Origin of the sequence: Curtobacterium sp. PhB137 (genome assembly GCF_003814955.1) — a bacterium.
GTDB lineage: Bacteria > Actinomycetota > Actinomycetes > Actinomycetales > Microbacteriaceae > Curtobacterium.
Genome location: NZ_RKQO01000009.1, coordinates 210849 through 224945 on the forward strand (window position 1 = coordinate 210849; position 14097 = coordinate 224945).

Below are 14097 nucleotides of genomic sequence, written 5' to 3' on the forward strand. Positions count from 1 at the left end.
CCATGTCCCATGCGATCGAGGTCCAGGGCATCGGGAAGCGCTACGGCGACGGCCCGCTCGTCCTGGACGGCATCGACTTCCACGCGAAGGCCGGCGAGTTCGTCTCCTTCGTCGGACCCTCCGGCTGTGGCAAGTCCACCCTCTTCAACATCATCACCGGGCTGCTCGCCCCCACCGAGGGTCGCGTCCTGGTCAACGGGAACGACACCACGGGCAACCCGAACCGGTCGATCGGCTACGTCCTGCAGAAGGACCTGTTGATGCCGTGGCGGACGATCATGCAGAACGTGGTCCTCGGCCTCGAGGTGCACGGGGTCCCACGGCGCGAGGCGCGCGAGCGGGCGTCGGCCCTGTTCGACACGTACCACCTGTCCGGCCGCGAGGACAGCTACCCGGGCCAGCTCTCGGGTGGCATGCGGCAGCGTGCAGCGCTCATGCGGACGATGGTCACCGACCCAGACATCATCCTGATGGACGAGGCGTACAAGGCCCTCGACTACCCGCTGAAGATCCAGCTCGAGAGCGAGCTGATGGACACCGTGAAGGCGGCGGGCAAGACGGTCGTGTTCGTCACGCACGACATCGAGGAAGCCGTCACCCTGAGTGACCGCGTCTACGTCCTCAAGGCCCATCCCGGACAGGTCGTGCAGGAGATCGAGATCGACCTCGGCACCGACAGCCACGCCATCAACGAGCGCCGCCTCGCGCCGGCGTTCAACGACTACTACGAGGCGATCTGGCGCTCCATCGGCACCGGCGCCCGGACGGAGCGCGCAGCATGACCGCCATCCAGATCGAAGAAGCAGCCACCGGGGCAGTCCGGACCGCACCCGAACGCCGCACCCGACCGCGGTCGTCGAGGCGACGCAGCGTCCTCGTGTCGATCCAGATCGCGATCGTCGTCGCCTTCCTGGCGGCCTGGCAACTCGGGGCGTCCGCGGGGTGGATCAGCACGTTCCTGTTCTCGAGCCCCGGGCAGATCGTCACGGTGCTCGCGCAGAACGTCGGGACCGGCGAGCTGTGGACCGACCTCGGCGTGACCGCGCAGGAGGTGCTCATCGGATTCGTGATCGGAGCCCTCGGCGGGTCGCTCCTCGGCCTCCTGCTCTGGTACTCGCGGTTCGTCGCCGACCTCTCCGCGCCCTTCATCACCGCGATCGGGTCGATCCCTGTCCTCGCGGTCGCGCCGATGATGATCATCTGGTTCGGCACCGGTCTGGTGTCGAAGGTCGTCATCGTCGCGTTCTCGTGCGTCATCGTCTCGCTGACGAACGCCTACCGCGGTGCGCAGAAGGTCGACACCGATCTCCTCGACCTGATGCGCTCGTTCGGCAGCTCCAAGACCCAGGCGTTCACCAAGGCCATCGTCCCCGGGGCGATGTCCTGGGTCATCGCCGGCCTCAAGCTCAACGTCGGGTTCGCGATCATCGGCGCCGTCGTGGGGGAGTTCATCTCGTCCTCTGCGGGTGTCGGTCACATGATCGTCACCGGATCGTCGAGCTTCGCCATGAACCAGGTGCTCGCCGGCGTCGTCGTCGTGATGGCGATGGTCCTGGTCTTCGGCCTCCTGATCGATCTGCTGGAGCGCGTCCTGCTCCGGTGGGATCGCCGCTGACCCACAGCGGAAACTCCTCCCACCTCACCCTCCTTCCCTGCGCTCCTCCCACCGAAAGGGCTGTGCCCCATGCGATCTCCCCTTCCTCGACGCGCCCGCGTCCTCACCCTCGTCGCGGCGACCGCCGCCACACTGGTCGCACTCACCGGGTGCGCGTCCGGCTCCAGCGCGGCCGACTCGGCCGACGGCGAGACCCAGGACGTCACCATCAACCAGGCAGTTCAGACCCTCCTCTACCTGCCGCTCTACGTCGCCCAGGAGAAGGGCTACTTCGAGGACGAGGGCGTGAACGTCAAGATCGACACCGGCGGATCCGGCAACGCCTCATTCGCCGCGGTGCTCGGCGGCTCAGCCGGGTTCTCCATCCAGGACCCGGTGTTCTCCGCCAAGTCCCACGAACAGGGCGGTGAGGGTGTCATCGTCGCCGGCGTACAGAACGCCCCCGCCGAGTTCCTCGTCGGCAAGGACGACGCGAGCGCGCAGGACGACCCCACGATCCTGAACGGCAAGAAGGTCGTCGTCTCCCCGTCACCGGACTCCACCTGGGCACTCATGACGAAGATGATCGACACGTACGACCTCAAGGACGTCGACCTCATCAACGTCTCCCTCGGCAACGAACTCGCCGCCGTCGCATCCGGCCAGGCCGACTACGCGGTCGTCCCGGAGCCCTCGGTCAGCCAGGCCGTCGACCAGCAGGACATGCACGTCGTGTACTCATGGCCGGCCGCCGGCGACGAGTGGAACCCCTTCGCGTTCTCGTCACTCACCTCCACCCAGAAGTACGTGAAGGCGAACCCCGAGGCGACGCAAGGCGTCGTCAACGCATTCCAGCGGGCCTACAACTACATCTACTCAGACGAGGCCGGCACCATCGAGGTCGCCGAGAAGTACTTCCCGAAACTCGACAAGTCCACGGTCGCCTCCGCCGTCAAGCGGGAGATCGAGGCGGACGGCTACCCGCACGGTGCGACCGTCACCGAGGAAGCCTGGGACCACAACCTCCAGCTCGCTGCCGACATCGACAACGTCAAGAAGTACCCGGCCGACGCCACCTCGTACGACACGAACGTCGACACCACCTTCTCGGGCAAGGCCGAGAAGTCCTACCCCGCGAAGAACTGATCGACCCCACCACCCAAGGCGGGGCCGCCACCCGGCGGCCCCGCCTTCCCCGCCTTCCCCGCACCAGAGGAGCTCCCATGGACGCGACCGCCCGCCAGACTCTGACCGAGGAGTGGACCGCTCGCGGACGCTCCATCGCCGCCTTCGTCACCGCGAACATCCCACCCGAGGTCGTCCCCGTCTCGGTCTTCGACCACGCGCAGGCGGGACCGGCCGCTGCGGACACCACCGACGCCCGCGACGGAGCCCGCCCGTGACCGACCTCCACCGACCGATCGCGGAACTCGCCGGCATGCTCCGCTCCGGAACGACCACCGCCGTCGCACTCGTCGAGCAGAGCATCGCCCGCATCGACGAGCAGGCGGACCTCGCCGCCTTCGTCCACGTCGACCGTGACGGCGCCCGGGCCGCCGCAGCACGAGCTGACGCCGAACTCGCCGCCGCCGTCGACCGCGGTCCACTGCACGGCCTGCCCGTCGCGGTGAAGGACAACATCGACGTCGCCGGACAGCACACCCGCGCCGGCAGCCTGCTCCTCGGCGACGAGCCCGCCACGCACGACGCCACCGTCGTCACCAGCCTGCGCGACGCCGGTGCGGTGCTCGTCGGCCGCACGAACATGCACGAGCTCGCGTGGGGCGGCACCACGGACAACCCCCACACCGGACGCGCGCGGAACCCGTGGAACCGAGATCGGGTCGCCGCCGGGTCCTCCGGCGGGTCCGGCATCGCGGTCGCGGCCGGCATGGTCGTCGCGGCACTCGGGACGGACACGGGAGGCTCGGTGCGGCTCCCCGCGTCGGTCAACGGCGTCAGCGGGTTGCGTCCCACCATCGGTCGAGTCAGCAACGCCGGTGTCGTCCCACTCGCGTGGACCATGGACACCGTCGGGCCGCTGGCCCGGACTGCGGCGGACACCGCCGTCGTGCACGACGCGATCGCGGGGTGGGACCAGCGCGACCGGACCACGCGACGCGAGCCGGTCCACCCGACCGCGCCGAGCCTCCAGGCCGTCGACCCCGCCACCCACCTGCGCGGCCTCCGGGTCGGTGTGATCGCCGACTACGCGCTCGTCGGCAACCAACCCGATGTCACCGCCGGCGTGCGCGCCGCGCTCGACGCGCTCGTCGCCGCTGGCGCGGTGGTCACCGAGATCCACGTGCCCGGTGTGGACGAGCTCGTGGATGCGCAACTCGTGGTCGACGCTGTGGAGCCGAGCGCGATGCACCTCGACCTCCTGCGCACCAGGCCGGACGACTACGGCGACGACGTCCGGACGCATCTGGAGATCGGGCTCCGCTACTCAGGCGTCGAGTACGTGCAGGCGCAGCGTTTCCGAGCGTGGTTCCGCGACGGGCTGCTCGAGGCGATGCGCGACGTTGACGTCCTCGTGACACCGACCCTGCCGTTCACGGCGCTGCCGCACGGCGCGGAGAGCGTCGAACTCGACGGGGGGCCGGCGTCGCTCACGGCCGGGAACATGCGGTACACAGCGATCGGCAGCATGGCGGGCCTCCCCGGACTCAGCGTTCCGATCGGGCTCGACCGGGACGGACTCCCGATCGGGATGCTCCTCACCTCCCGAGCGTTCGACGAGACGCGAGCACTCGCAGCCGGGAACGGGTATCAGGCAATCACGTCGCATCACCTGCTGCGACCGCAGCTTCCTTGACCGCCCGCATGCCAGCCTGTGCTCGCGAGCAACTGCGCACCGCACGTCAGAGGTCGAGTCGCAGCCTCCGCACGCTCAGGCGGGAGCCCATCGACCGCGACGAAACAGTGTCGTGGCTGACCACTCGTCACCGTGCCGACGACCGCCGAACTCGGCCGGTTCACCGTTGGACGTCAAGTGTCTGTGCTCGGACGGCCGAGGCCACCCGATCGCGTCAGCGCAGCGAACGCAGCGTCTGTCAGCTCATCCAGCGGCGAGATGCCGTTGTCCTCGACCCAACCGTCGTAGGCCACCATCAGGCAGCCGACAGCAGCCATCACTCGCGTGCGCACCGCGATGATCGGCGTCCCGACCCGGGGCTCGCGTTTGAGCAGGAGGTCAACGAGTTCTGGGCGCCAGGTCGCCTGCTTCTCGTGAAGGCGTGCCCAGAGCGCGGGGGTGGACCAGACGAGCCGGATCCTGTCGAGGCCGTCCGCCGCATCTTGCAGCAGATCCACTGCCGGAGCAACCGCGGCGCGGAGCGCCGACCAGGCGTCCTCGGTCAACGGCTGGGTAGCGAGAACCGCGGCCATCTGGTCGCCAACGGTGTCGAAGACGTGCAAGACCACGTCCTCTTTGCTGCCGAAGTAGCGCAAGAAGGTGCTGCGTGAGACACCTGCTTCTCTCGCGAGGTCGTCGAAGGTGATGGCGTCGAAACCCGACTCGAGGAATTTCCGCAGACCGACGGCACCGAGTTCGTTGCGAACGGCGGCACGCCCGATCGCTCGCGTACTGGTCCCGTGCATCCGACCATCCTACGAGCCTTGACTTCAGTCGCAGGTACGAATTCTTGTGTCTACAGTGACACTCAGTGTCAAACAAGGCGCTGATGTTCACGCGATACGGAGAGAACACCCATGACCTACGACCTGCCCGCCCTGCACATCTCGGTAGCTGATGGGGTCGCCCATGTCACCATCGACAATCCCCCCTTGAACCTCTCTGACGGGACTCTCCTACCGTCGCTGCGCCAGTTCGTCTCGCAGGTGCGTGGCGACGAAGCCGTCCGCGTGATCGTCTTCGACAGCGCTGATCCCGACATCTTCGTGGCGCACGGCGACACTCGGTTCATCACAGAACCCGAGGTGATGGCAGCCGCCGGCGCGGCAACGATGGCGGCGAACCCGGATGCGGAGTTTCCTGCGGACATGAACCTCATGCAAGTTGTCCACGAGGAAGTGCGCTCTCTCCCTCAGATCACGATCGGGAAGCTGACCGGCCTCGCCCGCGGCGGTGGCAACGAATTCCTCATGGCGTTGGACATGCGCTTTGCCGCCATCGGTAAAGCCGGTCAAGCCCAGCCCGAGGTGCTCATGGGCATCATGGCCGGTGGCGGAGGGACGCAGTACTTGACCTCGCTCGTCGGCAGGGCTCGTTCCCTCGAGATCCTCCTCGGCGCCCAGCTCGTCGATGCCGAACTCGCCGAGCGCTACGGGCTGGTGAACCGGGCTCTGCCGGCGGACGAGATCGATGAGTACGTCGGTTCACTGGCACGTCGGATCGGTGAGCTGAGGCCCGAAGTCGTCTTCGCCGTCAAGGAGGCGGTGAACACGGTTCCGAGCGGAGTGACGCGAGGAGGCCTCGCAACGGAGAATGCGCTTCTCGGTCCGTTGTTCACCGCCGACGCGGCAGAGCTTGCTCACCGGCTCCTCGACGCCGGCATGCAGACCCGTGCCGGCGAACTCCGCCTCGAGGCACTGATCAGCGGGATCTGACGGCTTGGGCGCCGGCTTCTCCATGCGAGACCGGCGCCCAGCAGTCACCGTTCACAGCTCAATGGCCGGGGATGTCGACCGAGCTGACGTTCACCTCGAGCGGGACGACGTCGGTTCGCACCCATGTCTCGTACACGTCGAAGCGTTCTTCGTTCTTCGTCCAGGACGTGGATTGCACGCAGATGACCGGCTCGCCGCGCACGACTTCCAGAGCTTCAGCGACTTCAGCAGTCGCGGCCCGCGCACGGATCGTGCGGTGCGCGCCGCGGAGTGGGTAGCCGGCACGCGTCAGCAGCTCGGAGAGGGACCCAGTTCCGTTGAGCACGGCTTCGGAATCGCCGACGATCGGGGCGACGCTTGGCGGACTGTAGTTGACGCTGTACACGGCAGGGACACCGTCCAGGTGGCGAAGGCGGACGAGTTCGAATCCCTCGACTCCGACCGCGACTTCGAGCAAGGCGGCGACGAAGTCCGGCAGCTTCGCTCTCCCCGATCGCAGGACGGTGGTGGTCACGGCGCGGTTCTGTCGTCCGACCGCGTTCTCAAGGAACCCTTCGGTGTTCTGGATCATCCATCCACGGTCGGACGACGGCCGCGACGCGAAGACACCTCGATTCGGGACACGCTGGGCTAGTCCTCGACTCTCAAGGAGCTGCAGGGCCTGCCGGACGGTCGCGCGGGCGATTCCGTACTCAGCGGAGAGGTCCAGTTCGCTCGGCAGACGGTCCCCCACAGCGATCGCCCCGGTCTCCACGCGGACCTGGAGCACATCAGCGAGCTGTTCGTAGTACGGCACAGGCGACTGCCGGTCAATGGCCTGTTGCTCGCTCATCCTGGCTCTCCTCGCATCGCACCCGGGGCGGCATGACACCACCACGTAGACGGTATGACCATCTCATACGGACAACCCGTACAGCCACCGCACGGTGCTCCGCTCCCGACCGATCTCAGCTATTGGACTGCAGGTTGCGAGGATCGCGCCGCCGTCTTCTCGAAGTACCCCATCGCCACCTTCGCAGCGTCATGCTGCTGCGAGATCTGCGTTTCGGTTCGCAGCGGGGCGAGTTCGTCGCCGTTCGTCGACCAGACCGGGAACGCCCCTTGCAGCGCAGCAAGCGCCTGCATCGCCGCCCCCTTGGCGACGTACTCCTCGGGATCGGGGACGACAACAGGTACGTCGACCATCTGCGTCAGGATGTGCTGAACCGCCTCACTTTGCGCAGCACCACCGATGAGGACGACGCGTTCCGTGACGATGCCGCACCGCTCCAACGCTTCAAGCATCTCGACCTGGCTCGCAAGGGTTCCTTCGATGATGGCCCGCGCGAAGTTCGGACGGTTGAAGTTGGTCAGGGACGCTTGATGCAGTGAGGCTCTCGCGTGGGGCAGATCCGGAGTCCGCTCTCCTTCGAAGTACGGCAACAGGGTCAGACCGTTCGCACCTGCCGGGGCAGAGAGCGCAAGGTCCGAGAGTTCGTCGAACGAGCAGCCGAGCAGTGCGGCGCCGAGTTCGAAGTTCCGGCCGGCGTTCAGGGTCGCAACGAGCGGTTGGAACTTGCCAGTGGCGTCCGCGTAGTTGCAGACGTATCCGGCGTAGTCGTGGATCGGCGTTTCGGACTGCGTGTAGACGACCCCGGAGGTTCCGAGAGAGAGCACGGTGTCGCCGGCGCTGACGTCGAGCGCGAGGGCTGCGGCTCCGTTGTCACCGCTGCCAGCGCCCACGACGATTCCTGCGGGGATGCCGGGGATACCTCCACCGGTCACACCGGCGCGGTCGAGCGGTCCGAGGATCTTCGGAAGGGTCACGGTCTTGCCGAACGCATGCTCGACGAGGTCCATGCAGTACTCACCGGTCTCCGGCGACCAGTACGCGGTTGCCGCGGCGTCCGATCGGTCGGTGACGAGAGCATCCAGGCCGCCGTGCCGGCTTCCGTACCCCAGGAGGCGCCAGGTGAGCCAGTCGGGGACGATCGCCACCGCGGCAGTTCGCTCGGCTGCCGCCGGGTCCGTGTCTCGCAGCCAGCGGAGCTTCACGACGGTGTCCGAGAGCGTGAGCGGCAGGCCCGTTCGGCGGATCCACGTGTCTCGACCGAGTTCCTCGTTCAGGCTGACCATCTGGCCGTGGGAACCGGTGTCGTTCCAGAGCGGTGAATCGCAGACGACCTCGCCGTCCTCGTCGAGGAAGACCGGAGTGTGCTGTTGACCGCTCACCGCGATCGCTTGCACGTCTTCGAGTCCGCCTGCACGCTCAACCGCTGTGAGCAGCGCCTGCCACCACCGACCCGGGTGGACGATCGTGCCGGACGGGTGTGACGCCTTCCCTTCCCGCACACGGTTGCCGGTCGCGGCGTCTCGAACAGTGACCTTGCACATCTGCGTGGATGAGTCGATTCCTGCGATCAGCATCGTCGACCTCCTTTGGGTTACGGAAGTTGTCTCAGACGGTTCGAACAGCCTCATGCGGGGAGACCCTTGAGGTAGTCCCACTGGGGCTGGATCGTTGCTCGCCATTGAGCGAGTGCCTCGCGTCGAGCCGTGTCGACGTCCACATCTTCCGGATCGCTGTCCTGCCAACTGAGCCGCTGGTCGGAGGCGAGGGCTTGCGCGCCGCGGGAGACGACCTCCGGGAATCGGGAGGCTGTGAGCGGTGTGCCGAGGAGGTCCGCCTTCAGCTGCTGCCAGAGCGGGTTCCCGCCTGCGGGCCCGATCACCTTCACGCGGCTCGCCGTGACTGGGAAGAGGTCGAGCACGTCGGAGAACTGCAGTGCCATCCCGAGGAAGCAGCCCAGGATGAGTTCGTTGGCGGTCGTGTCGGTCTGCAGCCCGGCGATCGCGCCGCGTGTTCGAGCGTTCTTCGTCGGCGGGGGGCTCCCGCGGAACTGCGGGAGGATCACGGGCACGCGGTCGAGCGCCACGTCGCCGGCGACGTACTCCTGGTGGATGCCGGAGATGCTGTCAGCAAGTTCCGATGCGGAACGACCGAGCAGTCCCTGCAACGTCGCGAACGCCGAGCCACCAGTCGGGATCGAGGCGAACAGCGTGTAGTCGGACCCGGTGCAAGAGATTCCGTTCGCGAGCTTCGCGCGTCCTGCTGCCGGACCGAGAGTCGGTGCGTCGGTCAGGAACAGCAAGCCCTCGGTCGTCCCGGTCGAATTCAGCAGCTCGTTGTGTTCAAGGTCGGCGCCGACGGCACCGACCATGTGATCGTGGCCGGCGACGTGGACCATGACAGAGGTGTCCAGTCTGAGCTCCGCGGCCCGAACGGGCGAGAGCGTCGTGCCTTCGGAAGCGGTGCGGAGGTCGGGGAACCGGCTGACGTCCAGATCGAAGAAGTCGCACATCTCGGCCGACCACGTCCTGGCCGCGAGATCGAGCGCCATCGTCCTGCTGGCGAGGGAGAACTCCGACCATCGTTCGCCGGTCAGTTCGGCCGCTACGAACTCCGCCACGTTCAACCACTGCGCATCAGCAGCCCCCGAGCCAGCGTTGTCCACGGCCCACGCCACTTTCGAGATGCCGTAGTTCGGGTTCACCGGGAGTCCAGTGATCGCGTACACGCGATCGCGGCTGAAGACATCGAAGTCCTCGAGCCAGTCCGCTCCACGGTGGTCGTGCCAGAGGATCATCGGCGATGCCAACGACCCATCGGGGCGGACCAGCCCGCCGGACTCTCCCACACCGGCGATCGCGATGCGACGCACCGAACGTCGTGCCGCATCGTCGAGGCCGCGGACGAAGTCGGCGATCTGCTGCAGCAGCGCCTCCACCTGGTAGACCTCTCCCCAAGCGTCCCGGGTCGTCGGCGTCGGGTGCTTCGTCGAGACGACGACGCCGCCCACGTCGTCGAACAGGCACAGCTTGATGCTGGTCGTGCCGATGTCGACCGTGATGGTAGGGAGCACGGGGTGAGGTCCTTCGGTTCGGCGCTGAACGCGGTGACAGGTCAGGCGACGGATGGGTTCAGCGTGCGGATACGCTTCTCGACTACGTGGGTGATGGCGGCGACCGCGTCCGTGGAGACTCGGATGAGCGACGCCTCCTTCGGGTTGGCGTTGTAGGCCTCGCCGAACGAGCGGATCATCGCGTTCCGGAGATCGCTGGCAACGTTGACCTTCACGACGTTGTACTCGTGTAGCTGCGCGAGCTGCTCATCGGGCAGTCCGGAACCGCCGTGGATGACGAGCGGGACCGGGCTGGCGTCGCGGACGGCGGCGAGCAGCTCGAAGTCGATCGCGGCGTTCGGGACGTACCCGTGCTGGTTCCCGACCGATACCGCGAGCATGTCGCACCCGGTCGCGGCGACGAACTCGGCGGCCTGCTGGGGGTCGGTGTGTGCCGCGAACTCGGGAGCGACGTCGTCCTCCTTGCCGCCGATGCTGCCGAGCTCTGCTTCGAGAGCGAGCGACGACGGCGTCAGCTCTCGTGCGATCTTCGAGACGCGCACGTTCTCGTCGTAGTCGTACTCGGAGTAGTCGATCATGATCGAGGTGAAGTCCGCCGCAAGCGCATCCCTCACAGCATCGAGCGACTTCCCGTGGTCGAGGTGCAGCGCCACCGGGACGTCGCACTCTGCCAACCGGCGGCTGACCATGTCGTAGATGTACTCGAACCCTGACAGCGCCGCGTTGGTCGGAGCGACCTGGATGAACGTCGGAACGCCGACCTTCTCGATCGCTGCGACGATCCCCATCGTCGTTTCGATGTTCGTGGTGTTGAACGCGCCGGCGACGAGCCCGCGTGAAGTGCACTCGTTGATGACGTCGATACCGCTGACAAGAGGCAAGAGGGTTCCTTTCGGCCTGCACCGACGGCGTCGCGACGTGCAAGTCGCCGTGTTTTCGGAGCGCTTCGGTGGTCTCGGCGGCTTCCAAGGGGCGCACGCGGCGGCGCGGATGATTGCGTCATCGCGTCGCTGCGACGGAGATCCGTCTCGGCCGAACCGCCTGGGTTCCCGTCCATGGTAGGCAGGTTGGTACAGATTGTCTAGTCCATATGTACAGTCCAGCGAATTGTCCACATCGGGCTGTTGCGGTCCCGCTCATGGGACAGAATGACGCTCGTGAAGCGCGCGCACCGGGGTCCGATCGTCTGCGGGGTCGACATCGGCAGTACCAACACGAAGGTCGTCGGTCTGGGTGCTGACAGTCGAGTCGTCAGCCGAGCCCAGCGACAGACCCCGCGCGACGACACCGATCTGTCCATCGACGCGCAGCAATTGCTTCGGCTCATCGAGGACATGCTCCTCGAGGTCTGCGGGACAGAGTTCGCCGTTCATGCGGTCTGCGCCGTCGGTGTCGGCGAGGACGGCATCCCCGTCGACGCACAACTGCGCCCAACGGCGTCGGCGCTCGCCTGGTTCGATCCACGACGAGCCAGGCTGTTCACCGCCGTCGCCCCGCAGCTCGCTGCAGCTGACGGAGTCGGCGTCGGCGACGATGCCGCAAGAACGCTCGTCGGTTGGCTCTGGGCCCGTGAGCAAGGACAGCTCGAATCCGCAGCAGGCTGGGTATCACTCACTGACTACGCAGCCAGCGCTTGGTCCGGTACCGCCTTCATGAGCGACTCGATCGCGGCGCGGACCGCAGCCTGGGACGGAAGAACTCGCTCATGGGTGCTGGCGCGAGTGGAGAGCACGCTGCGGGATCCGACGCTCCTGCCGAAGGTCCTCACCGCAGGTGAGGCCGTCGGACCGATCCTGTCGAGGCGCTTGGACGCGGCCGGAGTGCTTGCCCCAGGCGCACTCGCGATCGCTGGCGGCCACGACCATCCGATCGGCGGGTGGGCAGTGGACCGGCTAGACCAAGGAGCAGTACTCGACTCCATGGGAACCGCGGAAGTCGTCGTGGCGCAGGCGCCGGAGCAGGTGAACCGAACCACAGGAGTCGACGTCGCGCCCGGGATCCGGAACACCGGCACCTCACTCCTGTCGGTCGAGGAGTTCACCCGGAACGTCGAATGGGCGTCGCTCGACCCAGAGGTTGCGTCGGAACTGCGACTCATTGCGAGCGGTCGAAGGAAGCCGGACGGGTACGTGGACTCGGACGTGTTCGTCGCGGGCGATCGCGGCGGAGGCCGACCGAAGTACTCTGTCGGAGCTCCCGCGAAGGCGACATCGAGGGCGGCGGCGGTACTCGGCGCCCTCGCGCGGGTCGGCGCCGATGCGATCGACGAAGTCACCGCGCTGATGCCCGCACCAGGGCACGTGTACGTGGCCGGTGGATGGTCACGTGCGCCCGGCTGGCTCGCGATCAAGGAACAGGTCAGCGGACGGCGGATGCAGATCGTGCACGAGCCGGAAGTCGCAGCCGTCGGCGCAGCGATGCTCGCGGCGGCCGCGCTGGACTGGGTAGTCGACGCCGATACCGTGATGCGCGCCGACACCAGCCACGAGAGCGCCCGGTGATGCCCCGTCCCTAGGGCAGGTCACCGTGCCTGTCCGCAGCCGCGATCCGGAGGTTGCGGGGATCTTCCTCGCTTCGGAGCGCGAGACACAGCAGCGCCCCGACGACGTACATCGCCACGAATGTGCCGATGAGGATGGGAACGTTTGCTGCTCCGCCGAGGACACCGACAAGGACCGGGCCGATGAACGCCGAGAGGCCTGCCGCGAGCGTGTACACAGCGAGCGCGCTCCCGCGATCTTCCGCCGGGACGAACGAGGGGACCAAGGCCGTGAGAGGTACGAAGCCGGCCAGACCGATTCCGAGAATCGCCCAGCACAGGACGGTGAGCCAGAAGTTCGGGCCAACCAGCACCGGCACGATGTACAGCGAGGCGGCCCCGACCGCGCTCATGACACACCCGAACCAAAGCACTGTGCGTTGCCACCCAAACCGGTCGCCGAGGACTCCGAAGAAGAGGTTGGCGAAGATGTTCGCCGTGTAGACGATCGTCACGATCTGCAGGTACTGAGACTGCGTGAAACCGATCTGTTCAGTGAAGAAGAACGGCGCGACGACGAAGAGCGCGAAGTTCGGCGCCGTGTTGATGAGCCGTACGAGTGCTCCGACACTGACCCGTGGCTGACGCCAGATGATCGTGAGTCCCTTGGCAAGCTCAGCGATCGCGCTGTCGCCGTTGCGCGCGGGTCCGGCGTGCTGTCGGTCTCGGACGCCGAGGATGGCGGTGAGTGCCCCGAGGACCACGAGGCCCGTCGCAAGCCAGAAGGTGCCGACTTCACCGATGACCGGAATCGTCCAACTGGCCAGCAGCGATCCGAGCGTTGGCAGTCCAGCTCCGAATACGAACCAGAACCAGCCCACGGAGCTTCCGCGCTGCTCCGGTCGGGTCGCGGTGTTGATCCACACCAGGAACGCGTAGGCAAAGAACGGGTACCCGATGCCGCGAATCGAGTACGCGACGACGGCTACCCAGCGCACGTCAGCACCGACGCCGACGGTCAGGAACAGCGCCTCGAAGACGACCCAAGTCGCGGCGCCGATGATCATCACCTTGCGGGGGCCCAGGACAGAGGAGAGGGTGCCAGAAAGCCACGATCCGACGGTGACGAAGATGCCGTAGGCGCTGATCGTCACCGCGGCAGCGGACTCGCTGAAGCCTTCTGTGTCCACGAGAAACGGCGACAGGTAGTTCGACTCGACTCCGTCCCCGATCATGAACAGCAGGACGCCGAGGAACCCGAGCGCGAGTGGGGCGGGCAGGCCGAGCCGGTCGAGCAGCCCTCGACCCGTCGGCACTGCGGCGCTGGCGGTCATGGACTCGTTGGTCATCGCGCGTTCTCCTTCGAACGGATGTGGGGTGGGGGCCGCGCCGGACACCACGGAGGCGCGGCCCCCGACGAGTCACGGTTGATCGGACTCGCCAGTATTGAGAGCTAGAACCACTTCTCCGCACGGTGGTCCGCCTGGATGCGACGGATGGTGTTCGAGCGGGACCGCAGGACGAGCGAGTCGGTGTGGATGACGCCGCGC

The 14097-nt window shown here is 67.0% G+C and carries 13 protein-coding genes; 7 read left to right on the top strand and 6 right to left on the bottom strand.

Annotated features, from left to right (window positions below):
* Positions 1–2: 2 nt before the first annotated feature.
* The 5 genes from EDF28_RS17260 to EDF28_RS17280 all read left to right on the top strand — a co-directional run bounded on the left by EDF28_RS17260 (position 3) and on the right by EDF28_RS17280 (position 4412).
* On the top strand, positions 3–782 hold the full coding sequence (locus EDF28_RS17260; protein ID WP_123293796.1) for an ABC transporter ATP-binding protein: 780 nt from the start codon (positions 3–5) through the stop codon (positions 780–782).
* Complete coding sequence (locus EDF28_RS17265) at positions 779–1615, top strand: ABC transporter permease (RefSeq protein WP_123340214.1); 837 nt, start codon at positions 779–781, stop codon at positions 1613–1615. Before EDF28_RS17260 ends, EDF28_RS17265 begins: the two co-directional genes overlap by 4 nt.
* 69 nt (positions 1616–1684) lie before the next feature.
* Positions 1685–2740: an ABC transporter substrate-binding protein gene (locus tag EDF28_RS17270; RefSeq protein WP_123939154.1), complete on the top strand. Its 1056-nt coding sequence runs from the start codon at positions 1685–1687 to the stop codon at positions 2738–2740.
* Positions 2741–2817: 77 nt separating this feature from the next.
* On the top strand, positions 2818–2997 hold the full coding sequence (locus EDF28_RS17275) for a hypothetical protein (protein ID WP_123293793.1): 180 nt from the start codon (positions 2818–2820) through the stop codon (positions 2995–2997).
* A complete protein-coding gene (locus EDF28_RS17280; protein WP_221182580.1) occupies positions 2994–4412 on the top strand; it encodes an amidase in 1419 nt (472 codons plus the stop codon). Before EDF28_RS17275 ends, EDF28_RS17280 begins: the two co-directional genes overlap by 4 nt.
* 173 nt (positions 4413–4585) lie before the next feature.
* Here the strand turns inward: EDF28_RS17280 and EDF28_RS17285 are convergent, their stop codons facing one another.
* A complete protein-coding gene (locus tag EDF28_RS17285) occupies positions 4586–5197 on the bottom strand; it encodes a TetR family transcriptional regulator (RefSeq protein ID WP_123293792.1) in 612 nt (203 codons plus the stop codon).
* A 111-nt stretch (positions 5198–5308) separates the two neighbouring features.
* Here EDF28_RS17285 and EDF28_RS17290 point away from each other — a divergent pair, with 111 nt between their 5' ends.
* Positions 5309–6166 carry an enoyl-CoA hydratase/isomerase family protein gene (locus tag EDF28_RS17290; RefSeq protein ID WP_123939155.1) on the top strand — a complete coding sequence of 286 codons (858 nt, stop codon included), beginning with the start codon at positions 5309–5311 and terminating at the stop codon, positions 6164–6166.
* A gap of 58 nt (positions 6167–6224) precedes the next feature.
* On the opposite strand, the gene EDF28_RS17295 is transcribed toward EDF28_RS17290, so the two are convergent.
* From EDF28_RS17295 to EDF28_RS17310, 4 genes are all read right to left on the bottom strand, one after another.
* On the bottom strand, positions 6225–6998 hold the full coding sequence (locus tag EDF28_RS17295; protein ID WP_123340211.1) for a GntR family transcriptional regulator: 774 nt from the start codon (positions 6996–6998) through the stop codon (positions 6225–6227).
* 119 nt (positions 6999–7117) lie between these two features.
* On the bottom strand, positions 7118–8626 hold the full coding sequence (locus EDF28_RS17300) for an FGGY family carbohydrate kinase (protein ID WP_260155071.1): 1509 nt from the start codon (positions 8624–8626) through the stop codon (positions 7118–7120).
* Positions 8623–10068, bottom strand: a complete 1446-nt coding sequence (locus EDF28_RS17305) for an L-fuculokinase (protein ID WP_123671911.1) — start codon at positions 10066–10068, stop codon at positions 8623–8625. The genes EDF28_RS17300 and EDF28_RS17305 overlap by 4 nt, the downstream gene beginning before the upstream one ends.
* A 41-nt stretch (positions 10069–10109) precedes the next feature.
* On the bottom strand, positions 10110–10949 hold the full coding sequence (locus tag EDF28_RS17310) for a class II fructose-bisphosphate aldolase (protein ID WP_123293787.1): 840 nt from the start codon (positions 10947–10949) through the stop codon (positions 10110–10112).
* A 276-nt stretch (positions 10950–11225) separates the two neighbouring features.
* Between EDF28_RS17310 and EDF28_RS17315 the strand changes: the two genes are divergently transcribed.
* Entirely contained in the window at positions 11226–12569 is a 1344-nt protein-coding gene (locus tag EDF28_RS17315; RefSeq protein WP_165901032.1) for an FGGY family carbohydrate kinase, read from the top strand.
* Between the two features lie 10 nt (positions 12570–12579).
* Here the strand turns inward: EDF28_RS17315 and EDF28_RS17320 are convergent, their stop codons facing one another.
* Positions 12580–13896, bottom strand: coding sequence for an MFS transporter (locus tag EDF28_RS17320; protein WP_123293785.1), 1317 nt, complete (start codon positions 13894–13896; stop codon positions 12580–12582).
* Positions 13897–14097 lie beyond the last annotated feature (201 nt).